Source organism: Citrobacter sp. Cu231 (genome assembly GCF_030332265.1).
GTDB lineage: Bacteria > Pseudomonadota > Gammaproteobacteria > Enterobacterales > Enterobacteriaceae > Citrobacter > Citrobacter meridianamericanus.
The window spans coordinates 236,840-257,123 of the sequence record NZ_JAOWIE010000048.1 but is presented as its reverse complement, the minus strand read 5'-3'; the positions used below and the strand labels follow the sequence as shown (position 1 = coordinate 257,123).

Sequence of the window (20,284 nt, the reverse complement as noted above, 5' to 3'; positions counted from 1 at the left end):
CCTTTTCTGATTAATCTTTATCTTCGTCCTGCACCGGTTTGTTAGCGGTCAGCAGGAAAGGGGATTGCTGCCAGCGAGTACGCTTGCCTTGCAATAAAGTACGGGTGAGCACCACGCCAATTGCCAGTGACAGAAGCAGCATCAGGCGCAAGATGTTGGTGGTGTTATCTACCTGCTTGGCTTCAGTGGCAAGCGTATGGGTATCCAGCGTCAGGCGCAGATAGCCCAGTGGTCCATTTTTTCCGTGAATGGGTTCGACAATTTGCTGGTTAAAATAGCCCCCGGCTTTTTTACCGTCGAGCGCCAGTCGGTCACGAACGTTGACACTCTCACCGGTGCGCGTAATCAGGTCTCCCTGCTCATCGTACACGCCCGCATCCAGAATACGGCTACTCTCCGTCAACTGGGTGAGCACCGTTTTAATGCGCTTTTCATCCGGCGTTTCGGTACGCATCAGCGGGGCGACGTTTAACGCGACCTGGCGAGCCAGCGTGCGGGCCAGCTCTTCAAGCTGCGGATTACGCTGCTGCTGGTGGCTTTGACTGAACCAGGATGCGCCTTGCATCAGCGCGACGAGCAGCGCAAGGCAGGACAATACAATCACTGCACGATGAAGTCGGAATTTCAGTTTTGTGCGAGCCATATTCCACCTGCTGAAAATTTGAGACTTAATGTTGCCAGAAGCGCTGGTTACAGGGTAGCCTCATGCGTTATTTTCCCCTGATGATTCCGACCCGAACGATTTTACAGGAGCTTTAATGCCTAACATTACCTGGTGCGATCTACCTGAAGATGTCTCTCTGTGGCCAGGTCTGCCTCTCTCTTTAAGCGGTGATGAAGTCATGCCGCTGGATTACCACGCAGGCCGCAGTGGCTGGCTGCTGTACGGTCGTGGGCTGGATAAACAGCGTTTAACGCAATACCAGAGCAAACTGGGCGCGGCGATGGTGATCGTAGCGGCGTGGTGCGTTGAGGATTATCAGGTGATTCGTCTGGCAGGCTCGTTAACGCCGCGTGCGGCAAAACTGGCGCATGATGCCAAACTGGATGTTGCCCCGCTGGGCAAAATTCCGCATTTGCGCACGCCGGGTTTGCTGGTGATGGACATGGATTCAACGGCTATCCAGATCGAATGCATTGATGAAATTGCCAAACTGGCCGGGACCGGTGAAATGGTTGCCGAAGTCACCGAACGCGCGATGCGCGGCGAGCTTGATTTCACCGCCAGCCTGCGCAGCCGCGTGGCGACGCTGAAGGGGGCTGATGCCAACATTTTGCACCAGGTGCGAGAAACATTGCCGCTGATGCCTGGCCTGACTCAGCTGGTGTTAAAACTGGAAACGCTTGGCTGGAAAGTGGCTATTGCTTCCGGCGGGTTTACTTTCTTTGCCGATTATCTGCGTAACAAGCTGCGCCTGACGGCAGCTGTGGCGAATGAGCTGGAGATCATGGACGGTAAATTCACTGGCAACGTGATCGGCGATATCGTCGATGCGCAGTATAAAGCCAGTACGCTGACCCGCCTGGCGCAAGAATATGAGATCCCGATGGCGCAGACGGTGGCGATCGGCGACGGTGCCAACGATCTGCCGATGATCAAAACGGCCGGGCTGGGCATTGCGTATCATGCGAAACCCAAAGTGAATGAAAAGACGGAGATTACTATCCGTCACGCTGACCTGATGGGCGTGTTCTGCATTCTCTCTGGCAGCATGAATCAGAAATAATGAGGTAAAACGTGGCAAAAGCTCCTAAACGCGCCTTTGTTTGTAATGAATGCGGGGCCGATTACTCGCGTTGGCAGGGGCAATGCAGCGCCTGTCAGGCCTGGAACACCATAACCGAGGTGCGTCTTGCCGCGTCGCCAACGGTGGCGCGCAACGAGCGACTCAGCGGCTATGCCGGAAATGCAGGCGTCGCAAAAGTGCAGAAGCTCTCTGACATCAGCCTTGAGGAACTGCCGCGTTTTTCTACCGGATTCAAAGAGTTCGACCGCGTACTCGGCGGTGGTGTGGTGCCCGGCAGCGCCATACTGATTGGCGGTAACCCCGGCGCGGGCAAATCAACGCTGCTGCTGCAAACGCTGTGCAGGCTTGCCGAGCAGATGAAAACCCTGTACGTCACCGGCGAAGAGTCGCTGCAACAGGTGGCGATGCGCGCGCATCGACTTGGCCTGCCGACAGCGAACCTGAACATGCTGTCGGAAACCAGTATCGAACAAATTTGCCTGATCGCTGAAGAAGAACAGCCGAAGCTGATGGTGATCGACTCCATTCAGGTGATGCATATGGCGGACATTCAGTCTTCGCCGGGCAGCGTGGCGCAGGTGCGTGAAACCGCAGCTTACCTGACGCGCTTCGCCAAAACGCGCGGCGTGGCGATTGTGATGGTCGGCCACGTCACCAAAGACGGTTCTCTGGCCGGGCCGAAGGTGCTGGAGCACTGTATTGACTGCTCAGTGTTGCTCGACGGTGACGCCGATTCGCGTTTCCGCACTCTGCGTAGCCATAAAAACCGTTTTGGCGCGGTGAATGAGCTGGGCGTCTTTGCCATGACCGAACAGGGGCTGCGCGAAGTTAGCAATCCCTCTGCAATCTTTTTAAGCCGTGGCGATGAAGTCACTTCCGGTAGTTCGGTGATGGTGGTCTGGGAAGGCACGCGCCCGCTGCTGGTAGAGATTCAGGCGCTGGTCGATCACTCAATGATGGCAAACCCGCGCCGCGTGGCGGTTGGTCTGGAACAAAACCGTCTGGCGATTTTGCTGGCGGTGTTGCATCGTCATGGCGGCTTGCAGATGGCGGATCAGGACGTGTTTGTCAACGTGGTCGGCGGCGTAAAGGTTACGGAAACCAGCGCCGACCTGGCACTGCTGTTGGCAATGGTGTCCAGCCTGCGCGACAGGCCGTTGCCGCAGGATCTGGTGGTCTTTGGTGAAGTGGGTCTGGCGGGAGAAATCCGCCCTGTGCCCAGCGGTCAGGAGCGTATTTCAGAAGCGGCGAAGCACGGCTTTCGTCGGGCGATTGTTCCCGCCGCCAACGTACCGAAAAAAGTGCCGGAAGGGATGCAGGTCTTTGGCGTTAAGAAGCTTGCAGATGCGTTAAGCGTGTTTGACGACCTATAATAAAATACCCGCCGTCTTTCCGGCGGCATTGGGTATAACGTTTATTTTTTCAGCAGGAGGCTCTTGTGTCATTTGATTATCTGAAAACCGCCATTAAGCAAAAGGGCTGTACCCTGCAACAGGTGGCGGATGCCAGTGGCATGACCAAGGGATATCTAAGCCAACTGTTGAATGCCAAAATTAAAAGCCCCAGCGCGCAAAAGCTGGAGGCGTTGCACCGTTTTCTCGGGCTGGAGTTTCCACGCCAGCAGAAAAATATCGGTGTGGTATTCGGAAAGTTTTATCCGCTGCATACCGGCCATATCTATCTTATCCAGCGCGCCTGCAGTCAGGTTGATGAACTGCATATCATCATGGGCTATGACGACACGCGCGATAGAAGCTTGTTTGAAGACAGCGCCATGTCGCAACAGCCCACGGTGCCTGATCGTCTACGCTGGCTGCTACAAACCTTTAAGTATCAGAAAAATATCCGAATTCATGCCTTCAACGAAGAGGGCATGGAGCCGTATCCACACGGGTGGGATGTGTGGAGCAACGGGATAAAAACGTTTATGCAGGAGAAAGGGATCCAGCCAAACTGGATCTACACCTCTGAAGAGTCAGATGCTCCGCAGTACCTCGAACATTTGGGGATCGAAACCGTGCTGGTGGATCCCAAGCGGACGTTTATGAGCATCAGCGGCGGGCAAATCCGTGAGAACCCGTTTCGCTACTGGGAGTATATTCCCACCGAAGTGAAGCCGTTTTTCGTGCGCACCGTGGCGATCCTCGGCGGGGAGTCGAGCGGAAAATCGACGCTGGTAAACAAGCTTGCCAACATTTTTAACACCACCAGTGCGTGGGAATATGGGCGTGATTACGTTTTCTCCCATTTGGGCGGCGATGAGATGGCGTTGCAGTATTCCGACTACGATAAAATCGCTCTGGGACAAGCGCAATACATTGATTTTGCTGTTAAGTATGCCAATAAAGTGGCTTTCATCGACACCGATTTCGTGACTACTCAGGCCTTCTGCAAAAAGTACGAAGGGCGTGAACACCCGTTTGTGCAGGCGCTGATTGACGAGTATCGCTTTGACCTGGTGATCCTGCTGGAAAACAACACCCCATGGGTGGCAGATGGTTTGCGCAGCCTTGGCAGCTCGGTTGACAGAAAAGCGTTTCAGACGCTGTTGGTCGAGATGCTGCAGGAGAACAATATCAATTTTGTGCACGTTCAGGAGCCGGACTACGATGGTCGCTTCCTGCGCTGCGTGGAGTTGGTGAAAGAGTTGATGGGCGAGCAGAGATAGTTTAAATGCCGGATGGGGCCGCGCTTATCCAGCCTACAAGTCGCACTAACCTCGTAGGCCTGATAAGGCATCACGCCGCCATCCGGCGCTTAACGGTAATTACTTCGAAATACGTTTGTACTTAATACGCTTCGGCTCCAGCGCATCCGCGCCCAGCGTGCGTTTCTTGTACTCTTCGTATTCGGTAAAGTTGCCTTCGAAGAATTCCACCTTACCTTCATCCTGATAATCCAGGATATGGGTCGCGATACGGTCAAGGAACCAACGGTCGTGCGAGATAACCATTGCACAGCCCGGGAACTCCAGCAGGGCGTTTTCCAGCGCGCGCAGGGTTTCGATATCCAGGTCGTTAGTTGGTTCATCGAGCAGCAGCATGTTGCCGCCAACCTGCAGCAGCTTCGCCAGGTGCAGACGACCACGCTCACCGCCGGACAATTCGCCGACGCGTTTACCCTGATCCACACCTTTGAAGTTGAAGCGGCCCACATAGGCACGGCTTGGCATTTCGGTGTTGCCGATCTTCATGATATCCAGCCCGCCGGACACTTCTTCCCACACGGTTTTACTGTTGTCCATGGCGTCACGGAACTGGTCAACGGAGGCCAGCTTAACGGTTTCACCCAGCGTGATGGTGCCGCTGTCAGGCTGTTCCTGACCGGACATCATACGGAACAGGGTTGATTTACCCGCGCCGTTCGGACCGATGATGCCGACGATAGCGCCTTTCGGTACCGAGAAGCTCAGGTCGTCAATCAACACACGATCGCCGTAGGATTTACGCAGATTGGTGACTTCAACGACTTTATCGCCCAGACGTGCTCCAGGTGGGATAAACAGCTCGTTGGTTTCGTTACGTTTCTGGTATTCAGTGTTGTTCAGCTCTTCAAAGCGTGCCAGACGGGCTTTGCCCTTAGACTGACGGCCTTTCGCGCCCTGACGAACCCACTCCAGTTCTTTCTCAATGGATTTACGGCGAGCCGCTTCCTGAGAGGCTTCCTGGGCCAGACGCTGATCTTTCTGCTCCAGCCAGGAGGAGTAGTTGCCTTCCCATGGAATACCTTCACCGCGGTCAAGTTCCAGAATCCAACCAGCTACGTTGTCGAGGAAGTAACGGTCGTGGGTAATGGCCACCACGGTGCCTTCGAAGTCGTGCAGGAAGCGTTCCAGCCACGCGACGGATTCGGCGTCCAGGTGGTTAGTCGGTTCGTCGAGCAGCAGCATGTCTGGTTTTTCCAGCAGCAGGCGGCACAGCGCGACGCGGCGGCGTTCACCACCGGAAAGATTTTCAATTTTGGCATCCCAGTCCGGCAGACGCAGAGCGTCAGCGGCACGCTCAAGCTGCACGTTCAGGTTATGACCGTCGTGCGCCTGAATAATCTCTTCAAACTTGCCCTGTTGCGCGGCCAGCTTATCGAAGTCAGCGTCCGGTTCGGCGTACTTCGCGTACACTTCATCCAGGCCTTTCAGCGCGTTAACCACTTCAGCAACCGCTTCTTCAACGGATTCGCGAACGGTATGTTCCGGGTTCAGTTTCGGTTCCTGCGGCAGGTAACCGATTTTAATGCCTGGCTGTGGGCGAGCTTCCCCTTCTATATCGGTATCAATGCCGGCCATGATGCGCAGCAGAGTAGATTTACCTGCGCCGTTCAGACCGAGTACACCGATTTTGGCGCCAGGGAAGAAGCTCAGTGAGATGTTTTTAAGAATATGACGTTTCGGCGGAACGACTTTGCCGACACGATGCATGGTATAAACGAATTGGGCCACGTTGGACTCGCCTCTATGTTTATCCCGTCATACTTCAAGCCGCAGATACGTTGGCTGTGTCGTTCACCCCAGTCACGTACTTTTGTACGCTCAGGGGATTCACTTGCTCGCCGCCTTGTTGCAACTTGAATTATTTAGGGCTAATTATTGGTAAATAGTTATCAAAGGCGAAGTGTAGCCTTTTTCATTGTCCAATCCCAGCCAGCAGATCTCACTCGCAACAAAAGTAAAAAAGTGTCCGTGACGTGGCGCATTCTGCAATGTCTGGTTAGCATGAATGAATTAAGCGGCATGATGCTGCACAGACGTAACATGAGAAGAGGAAGAGCTTGTGGACAAAGCCAAACAATTTACCTGGCGCCTGCTGGCTGCCAGCGTATGTCTGCTGACGGTCAGTCAAGTAGCGCGAGCGGATTCCCTGGATGAGCAGCGCAATCGCTATGCGCAAATTAAGCAGGCCTGGGATAACCGACAGATGGATGTCGTAGAACAGATGATGCCAGGCCTGAAGAACTATCCTCTGTATCCGTATCTGGAATATCGCCAGATCACTGACGATCTGATGAATCAGCCCACCATTACCGTCACCAATTTTGTGCGCGCCAACCCGACACTGCCGCCCGCGCGTACTCTGCAATCGCGTTTCGTGAATGAACTGGCGCGCCGCGAAGACTGGCGTGGGTTGCTGGCGTTCAGCCCAGAAAAACCGGGCACCACCGAAGCGCAATGTAACTATTACTTCGCGAAATGGAGTACCGGACAAACTGAAGAAGCCTGGCAGGGGGCGAAAGAACTGTGGCTGAGCGGAAAAAGTCAGCCGAACGCCTGTGACAAATTATTCGGCGTATGGCGTGCCTCAGGCACCCAGGATCCGCTGGCGTATCTGGAGCGTATTCGTCTGGCGATGAAAGCCGGGAATACCGGACTGGTCACGGCGTTGGCCGGACAGATGCCCGCAGAATATCAAACCATCGCTTCAGCGATCATCGCGCTGGCCAACGATCCGAATTCGGTAATGACTTTTGCTCGCACCACTGGAGCCACTGATTTTACCCGCCAGATGGCGGCGGTTGCCTTTGCAAGCGTGGCGCGTCAGGATGCGGAAAATGCCCGCCTGATGATCCCCTCGCTGGTGCAGGCGCAGCAGTTGAATGACGAGCAAACCCAGGAGCTGCGCGATATTGTTGCCTGGCGGCTGATGGGCAATGACGTTACCGACGAGCAGGCAAAATGGCGCGATGATGCCATTATGCGCTCGAATTCCACGACGCTTGTGGAGCGCCGCGTGCGCATGGCGCTGGGAACCGGCGATCGCCGTGGCCTGAATACCTGGCTGGCGCGCCTGCCAATGGAAGCCAAAGAAAAAGATGAATGGCGCTACTGGCAGGCGGATCTGTTGCTGGAGCGCGGACGTGAAGCGGAAGCCAAAGAGATCCTGCACCAGCTCATGCAGCAGCGCGGTTTCTATCCAATGGTTGCGGCACAGCGTCTGGGCGAAGAGTACGCGCTGAAAGTGGATAAAGCGCCAGACAACGTTGACTCTGCGCTAACTCAGGGACCGGAAATGGCGCGCGTACGCGAGCTGATGTACTGGAACATGGATAATACTGCACGCAGTGAATGGGCGAATCTGGTCACCAGCCGCACGAAGTCCGAGCAGGCTCAACTGGCGCGCTACGCGTTCAACAATCACTGGTGGGATCTAAGCGTACAGGCCACGATCGCCGGAAGGTTGTGGGATCATCTGGAAGAGCGTTTCCCATTGGCCTACAAGGATCTGTTTACCCGCTATACCAGCGGCAAGGATATTACGCCAAGCTATGCGATGGCGATAGCGCGTCAGGAGAGCGCCTGGAACCCGAAAGTGAAATCGCCGGTTGGCGCCAGCGGGTTGATGCAGATTATGCCGGGCACGGCGACGCATACGGTGAAAATGTTCTCGATTCCGGGTTACAGCAGCCCGAGCCAGCTACTGGATCCTGATACCAACATCAACATTGGTACCAGCTATTTACAGTATGTGTATCAGCAATTCGGCAATAACCGCATTTTTGCGTCGGCGGCTTATAACGCCGGTCCGGGGCGCGTTCGTACCTGGCTTGGCAATAGCGCGGGCCGTATCGATGCGGTCGCGTTTGTCGAGAGCATTCCATTCTCAGAAACGCGGGGCTACGTGAAGAACGTACTGGCTTATGATGCGTACTATCGCTATTTCCTCGGCGATAAACCGGAGTTGATGAGCGACGCAGAATGGCAACGTCGTTACTGATCGCGTAGGTTGTGTTATGCTATTGTACTCGTTAAAGAGTACAAAGGGGGAGGCAAGCTCGCTTCCCCCCGCAACGATGGCGATAACTTATGACTCAGCAATCACCCTATTCAGCAGAGATGGCAGAACAGCGTCACCAGGAGTGGTTACGTTTTGTCGATCTGCTTAAACACGCCTATGAACAAGACTTACACCTGCCGCTGCTCAACTTGATGTTAACGCCGGATGAGCGCGAAGCGTTGGGCACGCGCGTGCGGATCATAGAAGAGTTGCTGCGCGGTGAGATGAGCCAGCGCGAGTTGAAAAATGAGCTTGGGGCGGGGATTGCCACCATTACGCGGGGTTCGAATAGCCTCAAATCCGCACCGGTGGATCTGCGTCATTGGCTGGAGCAGGTATTGCTCGGTAAAAATTGATCCGCCGGATGCAGCTTTGCTTTACCCGGCCTACGATTGAACATCCGGCACAATGCTATAAATACACCGCGTTATGAAACGGACTGAGCGCCAGAATCACCGCCTGGTGGTAGACGCTTGAGCGCGTCAGCTTGCCGGCGGTAAAGACGCCGATTGCACCCTCTTTACGGCCAATCTCGTCAATGCCCGTGTACTGAGACATTACCGGGCCGAGCGCTTCACCCTGGCGTACTCTGTCGAGAATGACAGCAGGCAATGGCAACGTGGCTGAACGGGCTTCGCCGCGCTGGACGCCGTTATCAATCACCACCCAACTGAAGGTGGCGTCATCGTCGATTCCCGCTTCAATAGCGACCCAGAAATCAGCCTGCGGGTGCAGGCGACGCGCGTTATCAACGCGATTTCGTGCGCCAGTGCGCGTTTCCTGGCTTCCGAAAGGCTGTTCCGGTACGCCACTCTCGACGGCGACGGGTTCAATATGGCAGGATCCTTCCCCGAAAATCTCTTCAAATGCCCGCAGAATTGCCTGAATTTTGGCAGGATTGGTGGTCGCAGAGATAACCTTGTGCATAATTAAGCTCAGTTTGAAAATTCATCGCAGAGTCTACTCTAAATAATTTGAGTAACAGAAAGGCGGTAAGCAAAGGAATCCTCAGGAACATAGATAACTATGTGACTGGGGTGAGTGAGCGCAACCAACGCATCTGTTACTCAAAGTATGACGAGTATATAACGGAAAAAAAGCATGTTACAGGTATACCTTGTTCGCCATGGCGAAACGCAGTGGAACGCCGAGCGACGTATTCAAGGCCAGTCAGACAGCCCACTGACCGCTAAAGGTGAGCAGCAAGCCATGCAGGTGGGTGAACGCGCCCGCTCGTTTGGTATTACGCATGTCATCAGTAGCGATTTAGGTCGTACACGACGCACCGCAGAAATCATCGCCCAGGCCTGCGGCTGTGATATCGCCTATGACTCCCGCCTGCGCGAACTGAATATGGGCGTGCTGGAGCAACGTCATATCGATACGCTGACGCCGGAGGAAGAGGGTTGGCGTCGCCAGTTGGTGAACGGTACTGTTGATGGTCGTATTCCGGAGGGGGAATCGATGCAGGAACTGAGCGATCGCGTTAACGCGGCGCTGGCATCCTGTCTGGAACTGCCGCCGGGGAGTCGTCCGCTGCTGGTCAGTCACGGTATCGCGCTGGGTTGCCTGGTGAGTACGATTCTGGGATTACCGGCATGGGCTGAACGTCGCCTGCGTCTGCGCAACTGTTCTATTTCTCGTGTCGATTACCAGGAAAGTTTGTGGCTGGCGCCGGGATGGGTAGTTGAAACGGCAGGGGACATCTCTCATCTTGACGCCCCTGCTTTGGATGAACTGCAGCGTTAGCGGCGAATCGGAATCAGGAATTCGCAGCGCAGGTTGATCGGGCGATCTCCCGCTTTGGCATCTTCTGCCGGGTAGTATCGCTCGATATCCTGCCCTTTACGGCGCGTCAGGTTCAGCATCGGCATGCATGTGCCATACACCGTCAGGATAAACTCCTGCACGCCGGTCCCCAGCCCTTCATAGGTGAACATCACGTACTCGCCGCCCTGTAACAGAATAGGCTGCGCCGATGGCACATAGCCATTGGCCTGTTCCGGCGTTAGCGCAGTGGTGTAAAACACTTCCTGCTCGTCATCTTTTTCAATGCTCGGACGCGTTTCGTTTAGCCCGTACAGCACCGGAGGGATCGCAGGAGCCTGACTGAGGAAATCGCGCCAGAACTGAATACGCATTTCATGACGGAAATCCGAAATCTGTTCCAGCGAGCAGGAATAGCTTTGTGTGGTGCCAAGCAGTTGCGTATCTTCCAGCGTGACGAACTCATGCGCCGGCATAGCAAATTCACCCAGTCGCATTGGTGGGCGAATACCGAACGCGCTCCAGTCCGGCGAGCGACGATACAGCGCAGGCGTCTGGGAAAACTGTTTCTTGAACGCGCGGGTAAAGGTTTGTTGAGAGTCGAAGCGATATTGCAGGGCAATATCCAGAATCGGACGCGCAGTCAGGCGTAGCGCCACTGCGGATTTCGATAAACGACGGGCGCGGATATAGGCGCCAATAGCATGGCCCGTCACGTCCTTAAACATTCTCTGCAGGTGCCACTTGGAATAGCCTGCTTTTGCCGCCACATTGTCAAGCGACAAAGGCTGATCCAGATGACCTTCCAGCCAGATTAACAGGTCGCGAATAATGCCAGCCTGATCCATATAATATCCTCATCCTTTCAACAACGAGTACCTGACGTCAGGTATGTGGATAATAGCATTTTTTGTTGTTTTAGCATTCAGTGTTTTTTTTGCTCATAAATGCTTTTTTCGGACATACGAAAACGTAATTATTGTAATCCTGTGATCTGTATACGTTTTATCTTAGAATGTCGAATTATTACACAGTGCAACATTTAAGAATGGTAACAATATGAAATATAAGAGCTTAATCATTTCCTCAATTCTGCTGATGTTGACGCAGGCCGCCCATGCGGAGCAGATTGGATCGGTTGATACGGTATTCAAAATGTTTGGCCCGGATCATAAAATTGTGGTCGAAGCGTTTGACGATCCGGATGTGACCAATGTGACCTGCTATGTGAGTCGTGCGAAGACCGGCGGCATCAAAGGTGGATTGGGGCTGGCGGAAGATACCTCTGATGCCGCGATCTCCTGTCAGCAGGTGGGGCCGGTAGAACTGAGCGACAGAATCAAGAACGGCAAAGCGCAGGGCGAAGTGGTATTTAAAAAACGGACATCGCTGGTGTTTAAATCTTTACAGGTTGTGCGTTTTTACGACGCAAAACGTAATGCGCTGGCCTATCTGGCCTATTCAGATAAAGTGGTCGATGGATCGCCCAAAAATGCCATCAGCGCGGTACCGATTATGCCGTGGCGGCAATAACAAGGAAGCAAAATGCAACAGCCGTTGATCTGGTTGGTGGAGGATGAGCAGGGCATCGCCGATACGCTTATCTACATGCTGCAACAGGAAGGCTTTAGCGTCGAAGCGTTTGAGCGCGGGTTACCCGTGCTGGAAAAATCTCGCCAGCGATGCCCTGATGCGATCGTTCTGGATGTCGGACTGCCGGATATCAGCGGTTTTGAACTGTGCCGACGCCTGTTGGAACGCCATCCGGCGCTACCGATTCTCTTTTTGACTGCGCGCAGTGATGAAGTTGATCGCCTGCTGGGGCTGGAAATTGGTGCGGATGACTATGTTGCCAAGCCTTTTTCGCCGCGCGAAGTGTGCGCACGCGTGCGTACGCTGCTGCGGAGGGTGCAAAAATTCTCCGTGCCTTCATCGACGACGCGCTGTGGGGATTTTGAACTTAATGAGCTGGCCGCGCAGATCAGTTGGTTCGGTATGCCGTTAAACCTGACGCGCTATGAATTTCTGTTGCTAAAAACCTTGCTGATGTCGCCAGGTCGCATCTACTCTCGCCAGCAGTTGATGGATTTAGTCTGGGCCGATGCGCAGGATACCTTTGACAGAACAGTTGATACCCACATCAAAACGCTGCGCGCCAAGCTGCGGGCCATCAACCCCGAGCTTTCCCCCATCAATACGCATCGCGGTATGGGATACAGCCTGAGGAGCGTCTGATGCGCATTGGTATGCGTTTGCTGCTCGGCTATTTTCTGATTGTCGCCGTCGCCGCCTGGTTCGTTTTGTCGATCTTTGTACAGGAAATTAAGCCAGGCGTTCGCCGGGCGACCGAAGGCACTTTAATTGATACCGCCACGCTGCTGGCCGCGCTGGCACGTGATGACTTACTCTCTGACTCACCCACCAACGGCAAGCTGGCGCAGGCCTTTTCACAGCTGCATAACCGCCCATTCCGCGCCAATATCAGCGGCATTAACAAAGTACGTAATGAATACCATGTCTACATGACGGACGCGCAGGGCAAGGTGGTGTTTGATTCAGCTAACCAGGCCGTCGGTCAGGACTACTCCCGCTGGAACGACGTGTGGTTAACGTTACGTGGGCAGTATGGCGCTCGTAGTACGCCGCAAAACCCGGATGATCCGGAAAGTTCAGTGATGTACGTTGCCGCACCGATCGTGGACGGCGGGCGTATTATCGGGGTGCTGAGCGTAGGTAAGCCGAATGCGGCAATGGCACCGGTGATTAAACGCAGTGAACGGCGGATGCTGTGGGCCAGCGCCGTATTGCTGGGCATTGCCTTAGTGATTGGCTTTGGGATGGTGTGGTGGATAAACCGCTCCATTGCCCGACTGGCGCGCTATGCCGACTCTGTCACCGAAAATCGCCCCGTCCCGCTGCCAGATTTAGGTAGTAGTGAGCTACGTAAACTGGCGCAGGCGTTGGAAAGTATGCGTTTGAAGCTGGAGGGCAAGAATTATATTGAGCAATATGTGTATGCGTTGACGCATGAACTGAAAAGCCCGCTGGCGGCCATTCGCGGTGCGGCTGAGATTTTGCGCGAAGGCCCGCCGCCAAACGTGGTTGCGCGCTTTACTGATAATATTCTGACGCAAAATGCGCGCATGCAGGCGCTGGTTGAAACCTTGCTACGGCAGGCGCGACTGGAGAATCGACAGGACATTACGTTGACGCCAGTGGCGGTAGATGCGCTTTTTACCCAGCTTAAAGAGGCGCGCAGCGTGCAGCTGGCGGCAAAAAACATCACGTTAACCATTATGCCTTCATCGCTTAGCGTCGCTGCCGATCTTGCGTTGCTGGAGCAGGCTCTGGGGAATTTGCTTGACAACGCTATCGACTTCACGCCACAGGATGGGGTAATTACGCTGAGTGCGCATCAGCAGGAGGATCAGGTCACGTTGCGGGTCATCGACAGCGGCAGCGGCATCCCTGACTTTGCGTTACCGCGTATTTTTGAGCGCTTCTACTCGTTGCCCCGTGAGAATGGGCACAAGAGCAGCGGGTTGGGACTGGCGTTTGTCAGCGAAGTTGCGCGACTGCATGCAGGTACGGTGACATTATGCAACCGACCTGAAGGTGGCGCACAGGCCTCGTTTACGCTTCACCGTCACTTCACATAACTTCAAATTCTGCGCACATAGCTGTTCTACCTTGCTGAAATTACAAAGGAGAACGCTATGTTTAAATCACCCCTGTTTTGGAAAGTTGTCACCTTAGGTGGCGCAATATTGCTGCTGTTAATTCCCCTGACAATGGTCAGGCAGATAATCGTTGAGCGATCCGATTATCGTGATGACGTTGAAGATGCAATCCGCCAGAGCACCAGCGGACCGCAAAAGATGGTCGGCCCGTTGATAGCCATTCCGGTCACAGAGCTTTATACCTCGCTGGAGGATGGCAAAGAGATCCAGCGTAAGCGAAGCTATATCCATTTCTGGCTGCCGGAGTCGTTGGTGGTTGAGGGGAATCAGAACGTTGCAGCGCGTAAAATCGGTATTTATGAGGGGCAGGTCTGGCACAATGACCTCTCGGTGAAGGCCGAGTTTAACGCCGAACGGTTGAGTGATTTAAACCATCCCAATGTCAGCGTCGGCAAACCGTTTATTGTGGTTAGCGTGGGGGATGCGCGCGGGATTGGTGTGGTAAATACGCCGCAGGTCAATGGAACGCCGCTGGCGGTTGAACCGGGGACGGGGCTGGATGGACGTGCGCAAGGGATCCACATTCCGTTACCCGACGTGAGCTGGGCGGAGAAAAATCTGAGCATGACGCTGTCGCTCAATTTGAGCGGAACAGGAAATTTCTCGGTCGTTCCGGTGGGGCGTAATAGTGAAATGACCTTAACCAGCAACTGGCCGCATCCCAGTTTTCTTGGTGACTTTCTCCCGGCTAAGCGTGAAATCAGCGAATCCGGATTCAAGGCCCAGTGGCAAAGCAGTTGGTTCGCGAATAACCTCGGTGAGCGCTTTGACGACGAAAAGATTGGCTGGCTGGGCATGCCGGCGTTTAGCGTCGCCGTCGCCACGCCTGCAGATCAGTATCAGTTAACGGACAGGGCAACAAAATATGCCATTTTACTGATTGTGCTGACCTTCATGTTTTTCTTCGTGCTTGAAAGTATGACCAGCCTGCGTTTGCACCCTATGCAGTATCTGCTGGTGGGGCTGTCGCTGGTGATGTTTTATCTGCTGCTGCTGGCGCTGTCTGAACACATTGGTTTTACCGCCGCGTGGATCACTGCAAGCCTGGTGGGGGCGTTGATGAACGGCGTGTACCTTCAGGCGATACTGGGATGGCGTAACAGTATGTTGTTCACCGTGGCGTTGCTGGCGCTGGATGGTGTGATGTGGGTGCTGCTCCGTTCACAGGACAGCTCTTTACTGCTGGGAACAGGCGTGTTGTTGCTCGCGCTGTGCGGAGTGATGTTTCTGACGCGTCATCTTGACTGGCACTCGTTGGCGCAGCCAAAACCTAGGGCAAAGTCTACAGAACTTCCGGAGCCTCAGCCTGCGAAGAGCGACGAGTTTCGCTTGTGGAAATAGGGCGCTGGGGAAACGAAAAATGAAAAACGGCGCATAAAGCGCCGTTTTTTTACCTGTGAGGATTGAATTAATCCTGCAGGTCGCCGCAGAAACGGTAGCCTTCACCGTGAATAGTGGCGATGATTTCTGGCGTATCCGGCGTTGATTCGAAATGTTTACGAATGCGGCGGATAGTCACGTCAACGGTACGGTCATGCGGCTTCAGTTCGCGACCGGTCATTTTTTTCAGCAGCTCTGCGCGAGACTGGATCTTGCCCGGATTCTCACAGAAGTGAAGCATGGCACGGAATTCGCTGCGTGGCAGTTTATACTGCTCGCCGTCAGGACCAATCAGAGAGCGGCTGTTGATGTCCAGCTCCCAGCCATTGAACTTGTAGCTTTCGACGCTACGGCGTTCTTCGCTGACAGTACCCAGGTTCATGGTACGGGACAGCAGGTTACGAGCACGGATAGTCAGCTCGCGCGGGTTAAACGGCTTAGTGATGTAATCGTCTGCGCCGATTTCGAGGCCGAGAATTTTATCGACTTCGTTATCACGGCCCGTCAGGAACATCAGCGCAACGTTAGCTTGTTCGCGGAGTTCGCGCGCTAACAGCAGGCCATTTTTCCCAGGCAGATTGATATCCATAATCACAAGGTTGATGTCATATTCAGAGAGAATCTGATGCATTTCCGCGCCATCTGTCGCTTCGAATACATCATAGCCTTCTGCTTCGAAAATGCTTTTCAACGTGTTGCGTGTTACTAACTCGTCTTCAACGATAAGAATGTGCGGGGTCTGCATGTTTGCTACCTAAATTGCCAACTAAATCGAAACAGGAAGTACAAAAGTCCCTGACCTGCCTGATGCATGCCGTAAATTAACATGATCGGCGTAACATGACTAAAGTACGTAATTGCGTTCTTGATGCACTTTCCATCAACGTCAACAACATCATTAGCTTGGTCGTGGGTAGTTTCCCTCTGGACCCGACAGTGTCAAAAACGGCTGTCATCCTAACCATTTTAACAGCAACATAACAGGCTAAGACATGCCGGACACCCAATAAAACTACGCTTCGTTGACATATATCAAGTTCAATTGTAGCACGTTAACAGTTTGATGAAATCAACGTATCCAAATGTTTGCTTTCATCACAAAATTTCAATATTACAACTAGTTGCACGCGCTAATTAATAAATGTAATGAATCCAACCAATGCGAACCATTTTAAATTAAATTATCATGGATAAACAGAAGGATATGCAACTTTTGTTAACATATAAGGCAATAGTGCAGCCTGGAAATAGTTTAGCATTTTTTACTGAACGCGAAATGCTTTTTCAGTGACTTCTGTTAAAAATATGTAAATTCGCGCTGCGTAATATGTTGATGTGCGTCACATTATTACCTGTACACAGGCCAAAAGAGTATCGAAATGCGTTTAACAATTATTCTGGTTGCCCCCGCCAGAGCGGAAAATATTGGTGCGGCTGCCCGTGCAATGAAGACCATGGGATTCACCCAGATGCGGATCGTTGACAGTGAGGCCCATCTGGAACCCGCCACGCGATGGGTTGCGCATGGTTCTGGCGATATTATTGATAATATTAATGTTTTTCCAACGTTAGCGGAGGCGCTTCACGACGTTGATTTTACCGTTGCGACCACGGCGCGTAGCCGGGCGAAGTTTCATTATTACGCCACACCGGTCGAACTGGTTCCCCTGTTGCAGGAAAAATCAACGTGGATGGATCATGCCGCACTGGTTTTTGGCCGTGAAGATTCGGGGCTGACCAACGAAGAATTGGCTCTGGCGGATGTACTCACCGGGGTACCTATGGTAGCTGACTACCCTTCACTCAATTTGGGGCAGGCGGTGATGGTGTATTGCTATCAATTAGCAGGTTTAATACAACAACCGGCCAGAAACATTGAGGTAACGGATGAGCATCAGCTACAGGCATTGCGCGAACGAGTTTTGCGTTTATTAGCCACGCTGAACGTTTCTGACGACATTAAGTTGACGGACTGGCTGCAACAGCGAATGGGTCTGTTAGAGCAGCGAGACACCGCAATGTTGCACCGTTTTTTACATGATATAGAAAAAAATATTACAAAATAAAGTGCTGTAAATATTTTTATTTCTGGTTTTTTATTCTGGATTCAAGTAGGCGAGACATGCTGTATTGGTTGAAAGTAAAAGGGCAAGCAGTCGCTCGTGAACAAGTTTCGGAATGTGATCAATTTAAAAATTTATTGACTTAGGTCAGCAGATACTTTAACCCTAAAAGAATACAGGACAGATAATAAATAATTACAGAGCACACAACATCATGAAACGCATCAGCATCACTATTACCACAACCATCACCATTACCACAGGTAACGGTGCGGGCTGACGCGTACAGGAAACACAAGAAAAAGCCCGCACCTAAACAGTGCGGGCTTTTTTTTCGACCAAAGGCAATGAGGTAAACCATGCGAGTGTTGAAGTTCGGCGGTACATCAGTGGCAAATGCAGAGCGCTTTCTGCGGGTTGCCGATATTCTGGAAAGCAATGCCAGACAGGGGCAGGTTGCGACCGTGCTCTCTGCCCCCGCAAAAATTACCAACCATCTGGTGGCGATGATTGAGAAGACCATCGGTGGTCAGGATGCTTTAGCCAATATCAGCGACGCCGAACGTATTTTCTCTGAGCTGTTGGTGGGGTTGGCCGCCGCACAACCGGGCTTCCCGCTGGCTCCGCTTAAAGCCTTTGTTGAACAAGAATTTGCTCAGATTAAGCACGTCCTGCATGGCATCAGCCTGTTGGGACAGTGCCCGGACAGCATCAATGCCGCGCTTATCTGCCGTGGCGAAAAAATGTCGATCGCCATCATGGCAGGCCTGTTGGAAGCGCGTGGGCACAACGTGACGGTCATCGACCCGGTCGAGAAATTACTGGCGGTAGGCCATTACCTTGAATCTACCGTTGATATTGCTGAATCTACGCGTCGTATTGCCGCCAGCCGTATTCCTGCGGACCACATGATTCTGATGGCCGGATTTACCGCCGGGAATGAGAAAGGTGAGTTAGTGGTGCTGGGACGTAATGGCTCCGACTACTCTGCCGCCGTACTGGCCGCCTGTTTGCGTGCTGATTGTTGTGAAATCTGGACCGATGTTGATGGCGTATATACCTGCGATCCGCGCCAGGTTCCCGACGCCCGATTGCTGAAATCGATGTCTTATCAGGAAGCGATGGAGCTTTCTTACTTCGGCGCCAAAGTTCTGCACCCACGCACCATTACCCCTATTGCCCAGTTTCAGATCCCCTGTCTGATAAAAAATACCGGCAATCCGCAAGCGCCGGGTACGCTGATCGGCGCCAGCAGTGATGAAGACGATTTGCCGGTCAAAGGTATTTCTAACCTCAATAACATGGCGATGTTTAGCGTCTCCGGCCCAGGAATGAAAGGCATGGTAGGCATGGCGGCGCGCGTTTTTGCCGCGATGTCGCGTGCGGGCATCTCAGTGGTGCTGATCACGCAATCCTCTTCTGAATACAGTATTAGCTTCTGCGTCCCGCAGGGCGACTGCGCGCGTGCGCAACGCGCAATGCAGGATGAATTCTATCTCGAACTGAAAGAAGGCCTGCTGGAGCCGCTGGCGGTGACTGAGCGTCTGGCGATCATCTCAGTTGTGGGCGATGGTATGCGCACGTTGCGTGGCATCTCAGCGAAATTCTTTGCCGCGCTGGCTCGCGCTAACATCAATATCGTGGCTATCGCCCAGGGCTCGTCTGAGCGTTCTATTTCGGTGGTGGTGAATAACGACGATGCCACCACTGGTGTGCGCGTAACCCATCAGATGCTGTTCAACACCGACCAGGTGATTGAAGTGTTTGTGATTGGCGTAGGCGGGGTGGGTGGTGCATTGCTGGAGCAGCTTAAACGCCAGCAAACCTGGCTTAAAAAGAAGCATATCGATCTGCGCGTGTGCGGCGTGGCAAATTCGAAGGCCCTGCTGACCAACGTCCACGGTTTGAATCTGGAAAACTGGCAGGCTGAGCTGGAAAACGCGAAAGAGCCATTCAACCTTGGGCGCTTAATTCGTCTGGTGAAAGAATATCATCTGCTCAATCCGGTGATTGTCGACTGTACATCAAGCCAGGCGGTGGCGGATCAGTACGCTGATTTTCTGCGTGAAGGCTTCCATGTGGTTACGCCGAACAAAAAGGCTAACACCTCGTCGATGGATTACTACCATCAGCTGCGTTTTGCTGCGGCGAAGTCCCGGCGTAAATTCCTTTACGACACCAACGTGGGCGCGGGCTTACCAGTTATTGAAAACTTGCAAAATCTGCTTAGCGCAGGTGATGAATTGCAGCGTTTCTCCGGCATTCTTTCCGGCTCGCTGTCATTTATTTTCGGCAAGCTGGATGAGGGGATGAGCTTTTCCAGGGCCACCACTCTGGCGCGGGAACTGGGCTACACCGAGCCCGACCCACGTGACGATCTTTCCGGTACGGACGTGGCGCGTAAGCTGCTGATCCTCGCCCGTGAAACCGGTCGTGAGCTGGAGCTTTCAGACATTGTTATTGAGCCTGTCCTGCCAAAAGAGTTTGATGATTCCGGTGATGTTTCCGCATTTATGGCGAAATTACCGCAGCTGGATGACGCCTTTGCCGCGCGCGTGGCGAAAGCCCGTGATGAGGGGAAAGTATTGCGCTATGTTGGCAATATTGAAGAGGACGGCGTCTGCCGCGTGAAAATAGAGGCAGTAGACGGCAACGATCCGCTGTTCAAAGTGAAAAACGGTGAAAACGCGTTGGCGTTTTACAGCCACTATTATCAGCCGTTACCGTTAGTTCTGCGCGGATACGGTGCGGGTAACGACGTGACGGCGGCGGGCGTATTCGCCGACCTGCTACGTACCCTTTCATGGAAGTTAGGAGTCTGA

Annotated in this window: 19 protein-coding genes and 1 other annotated feature; of the genes, 14 read left to right on the top strand and 5 right to left on the bottom strand. The window is 53.3% G+C overall.

Annotation, left to right across the window (positions count from 1 at the left end):
• Positions 1 to 10: 10 nt before the first annotated feature.
• On the bottom strand, positions 11 to 643 hold the full coding sequence (locus tag OGY15_RS22175; RefSeq protein WP_151224527.1) for a YtjB family periplasmic protein: 633 nt from the start codon (positions 641 to 643) through the stop codon (positions 11 to 13).
• A 115-nt stretch (positions 644 to 758) separates the two neighbouring features.
• Between OGY15_RS22175 and serB the strand changes: the two genes are divergently transcribed.
• From serB to nadR, 3 genes are all read left to right on the top strand, one after another.
• A complete protein-coding gene (gene serB / locus OGY15_RS22170) occupies positions 759 to 1,727 on the top strand; it encodes a phosphoserine phosphatase (RefSeq protein ID WP_003019027.1) in 969 nt (322 codons plus the stop codon).
• 11 nt (positions 1,728 to 1,738) lie between these two features.
• Positions 1,739 to 3,121 (top strand): DNA repair protein RadA, encoded by a 1,383-nt coding sequence (gene radA / locus OGY15_RS22165; RefSeq protein ID WP_286541126.1) that lies wholly within the window; start codon positions 1,739 to 1,741, stop codon positions 3,119 to 3,121.
• Between the two features lie 65 nt (positions 3,122 to 3,186).
• On the top strand, positions 3,187 to 4,416 hold the full coding sequence (gene nadR, locus OGY15_RS22160) for a multifunctional transcriptional regulator/nicotinamide-nucleotide adenylyltransferase/ribosylnicotinamide kinase NadR (protein WP_126319332.1): 1,230 nt from the start codon (positions 3,187 to 3,189) through the stop codon (positions 4,414 to 4,416).
• Between the two features lie 99 nt (positions 4,417 to 4,515).
• Here the strand turns inward: nadR and ettA are convergent, their stop codons facing one another.
• Complete coding sequence (gene ettA / locus OGY15_RS22155; RefSeq protein WP_003019019.1) at positions 4,516 to 6,183, bottom strand: energy-dependent translational throttle protein EttA; 1,668 nt, start codon at positions 6,181 to 6,183, stop codon at positions 4,516 to 4,518.
• 331 nt (positions 6,184 to 6,514) lie between these two features.
• On the opposite strand from ettA, the gene sltY reads away from it, so the two are divergent.
• Complete coding sequence (gene sltY, locus OGY15_RS22150; protein ID WP_286541119.1) at positions 6,515 to 8,452, top strand: murein transglycosylase; 1,938 nt, start codon at positions 6,515 to 6,517, stop codon at positions 8,450 to 8,452.
• A gap of 89 nt (positions 8,453 to 8,541) precedes the next feature.
• Positions 8,542 to 8,868 carry a trp operon repressor gene (gene trpR, locus OGY15_RS22145; protein ID WP_005123945.1) on the top strand — a complete coding sequence of 109 codons (327 nt, stop codon included), beginning with the start codon at positions 8,542 to 8,544 and terminating at the stop codon, positions 8,866 to 8,868.
• A gap of 55 nt (positions 8,869 to 8,923) precedes the next feature.
• Here trpR and yjjX read toward each other — a convergent pair whose 3' ends face one another.
• The gene (yjjX, locus tag OGY15_RS22140; RefSeq protein ID WP_038637026.1) at positions 8,924 to 9,439 is read right to left on the bottom strand and encodes an inosine/xanthosine triphosphatase; all 516 of its coding nucleotides are present in this window, start codon (positions 9,437 to 9,439) and stop codon (positions 8,924 to 8,926) included.
• A 174-nt stretch (positions 9,440 to 9,613) separates the two neighbouring features.
• Between yjjX and gpmB the strand changes: the two genes are divergently transcribed.
• Positions 9,614 to 10,261 (top strand): 2,3-diphosphoglycerate-dependent phosphoglycerate mutase GpmB, encoded by a 648-nt coding sequence (gene gpmB / locus OGY15_RS22135; RefSeq protein ID WP_151216678.1) that lies wholly within the window; start codon positions 9,614 to 9,616, stop codon positions 10,259 to 10,261.
• On the opposite strand, the gene robA is transcribed toward gpmB, so the two are convergent.
• The gene (gene robA, locus OGY15_RS22130) at positions 10,258 to 11,127 is read right to left on the bottom strand and encodes an MDR efflux pump AcrAB transcriptional activator RobA (protein WP_151216679.1); all 870 of its coding nucleotides are present in this window, start codon (positions 11,125 to 11,127) and stop codon (positions 10,258 to 10,260) included. The two genes, gpmB and robA, sit on opposite strands and share 4 nt — an antisense overlap.
• Before the next feature lie 211 nt (positions 11,128 to 11,338).
• On the opposite strand from robA, the gene creA reads away from it, so the two are divergent.
• Genes creA through creD form a run of 4 tightly spaced genes read left to right on the top strand, consistent with a single transcriptional unit; the run spans position 11,339 to position 15,360 of the window.
• Entirely contained in the window at positions 11,339 to 11,812 is a 474-nt protein-coding gene (gene creA / locus OGY15_RS22125; protein WP_151216680.1) for a protein CreA, read from the top strand.
• 12 nt (positions 11,813 to 11,824) lie between these two features.
• Positions 11,825 to 12,514 (top strand): two-component system response regulator CreB, encoded by a 690-nt coding sequence (gene creB, locus OGY15_RS22120; protein WP_151216681.1) that lies wholly within the window; start codon positions 11,825 to 11,827, stop codon positions 12,512 to 12,514.
• Complete coding sequence (gene creC / locus OGY15_RS22115; protein WP_151216682.1) at positions 12,514 to 13,938, top strand: two-component system sensor histidine kinase CreC; 1,425 nt, start codon at positions 12,514 to 12,516, stop codon at positions 13,936 to 13,938. The genes creB and creC overlap by 1 nt, the downstream gene beginning before the upstream one ends.
• A 57-nt stretch (positions 13,939 to 13,995) precedes the next feature.
• Positions 13,996 to 15,360 carry a cell envelope integrity protein CreD gene (gene creD / locus OGY15_RS22110; RefSeq protein WP_151216683.1) on the top strand — a complete coding sequence of 455 codons (1,365 nt, stop codon included), beginning with the start codon at positions 13,996 to 13,998 and terminating at the stop codon, positions 15,358 to 15,360.
• Positions 15,361 to 15,427: 67 nt separating this feature from the next.
• On the opposite strand, the gene arcA is transcribed toward creD, so the two are convergent.
• The gene (gene arcA / locus OGY15_RS22105; protein ID WP_001194359.1) at positions 15,428 to 16,144 is read right to left on the bottom strand and encodes a two-component system response regulator ArcA; all 717 of its coding nucleotides are present in this window, start codon (positions 16,142 to 16,144) and stop codon (positions 15,428 to 15,430) included.
• Between the two features lie 95 nt (positions 16,145 to 16,239).
• Between arcA and yjjY the strand changes: the two genes are divergently transcribed.
• The 4 genes from yjjY to thrA all read left to right on the top strand — a co-directional run bounded on the left by yjjY (position 16,240) and on the right by thrA (position 20,284).
• Positions 16,240 to 16,380, top strand: coding sequence for a YjjY family protein (gene yjjY / locus OGY15_RS22100; RefSeq protein WP_042998021.1), 141 nt, complete (start codon positions 16,240 to 16,242; stop codon positions 16,378 to 16,380).
• Between the two features lie 398 nt (positions 16,381 to 16,778).
• Positions 16,779 to 17,465 carry a tRNA/rRNA methyltransferase gene (locus tag OGY15_RS22095; RefSeq protein ID WP_278238273.1) on the top strand — a complete coding sequence of 229 codons (687 nt, stop codon included), beginning with the start codon at positions 16,779 to 16,781 and terminating at the stop codon, positions 17,463 to 17,465.
• Positions 17,466 to 17,671: 206 nt separating this feature from the next.
• Positions 17,672 to 17,798, top strand: a sequence feature (Thr leader region).
• Entirely contained in the window at positions 17,677 to 17,742 is a 66-nt protein-coding gene (gene thrL, locus OGY15_RS22090; protein ID WP_032337689.1) for a thr operon leader peptide, read from the top strand. It overlaps the preceding feature by 66 nt.
• Before the next feature lie 23 nt (positions 17,799 to 17,821).
• Positions 17,822 to 20,284 carry a bifunctional aspartate kinase/homoserine dehydrogenase I gene (thrA, locus tag OGY15_RS22085; RefSeq protein ID WP_187259125.1) on the top strand — a complete coding sequence of 821 codons (2,463 nt, stop codon included), beginning with the start codon at positions 17,822 to 17,824 and terminating at the stop codon, positions 20,282 to 20,284.

Coding starts and splice junctions, on each gene's coding strand:
- creA (WP_151216680.1), top strand. CDS start 11,339: ATGAAATATAAGAGCTTAATCATTTCCTCAATTCTGCTGATGTTGACG.
- OGY15_RS22095 (WP_278238273.1), top strand. CDS start 16,779: ATGCGTTTAACAATTATTCTGGTTGCCCCCGCCAGAGCGGAAAATATT.
- creB (WP_151216681.1), top strand. CDS start 11,825: ATGCAACAGCCGTTGATCTGGTTGGTGGAGGATGAGCAGGGCATCGCC.
- robA (WP_151216679.1), bottom strand. CDS start 11,127: ATGGATCAGGCTGGCATTATTCGCGACCTGTTAATCTGGCTGGAAGGT.
- creD (WP_151216683.1), top strand. CDS start 13,996: ATGTTTAAATCACCCCTGTTTTGGAAAGTTGTCACCTTAGGTGGCGCA.
- trpR (WP_005123945.1), top strand. CDS start 8,542: ATGACTCAGCAATCACCCTATTCAGCAGAGATGGCAGAACAGCGTCAC.
- yjjX (WP_038637026.1), bottom strand. CDS start 9,439: ATGCACAAGGTTATCTCTGCGACCACCAATCCTGCCAAAATTCAGGCA.
- yjjY (WP_042998021.1), top strand. CDS start 16,240: ATGACTAAAGTACGTAATTGCGTTCTTGATGCACTTTCCATCAACGTC.
- arcA (WP_001194359.1), bottom strand. CDS start 16,144: ATGCAGACCCCGCACATTCTTATCGTTGAAGACGAGTTAGTAACACGC.
- OGY15_RS22175 (WP_151224527.1), bottom strand. CDS start 643: ATGGCTCGCACAAAACTGAAATTCCGACTTCATCGTGCAGTGATTGTA.
- thrA (WP_187259125.1), top strand. CDS start 17,822: ATGCGAGTGTTGAAGTTCGGCGGTACATCAGTGGCAAATGCAGAGCGC.
- gpmB (WP_151216678.1), top strand. CDS start 9,614: ATGTTACAGGTATACCTTGTTCGCCATGGCGAAACGCAGTGGAACGCC.
- creC (WP_151216682.1), top strand. CDS start 12,514: ATGCGCATTGGTATGCGTTTGCTGCTCGGCTATTTTCTGATTGTCGCC.
- serB (WP_003019027.1), top strand. CDS start 759: ATGCCTAACATTACCTGGTGCGATCTACCTGAAGATGTCTCTCTGTGG.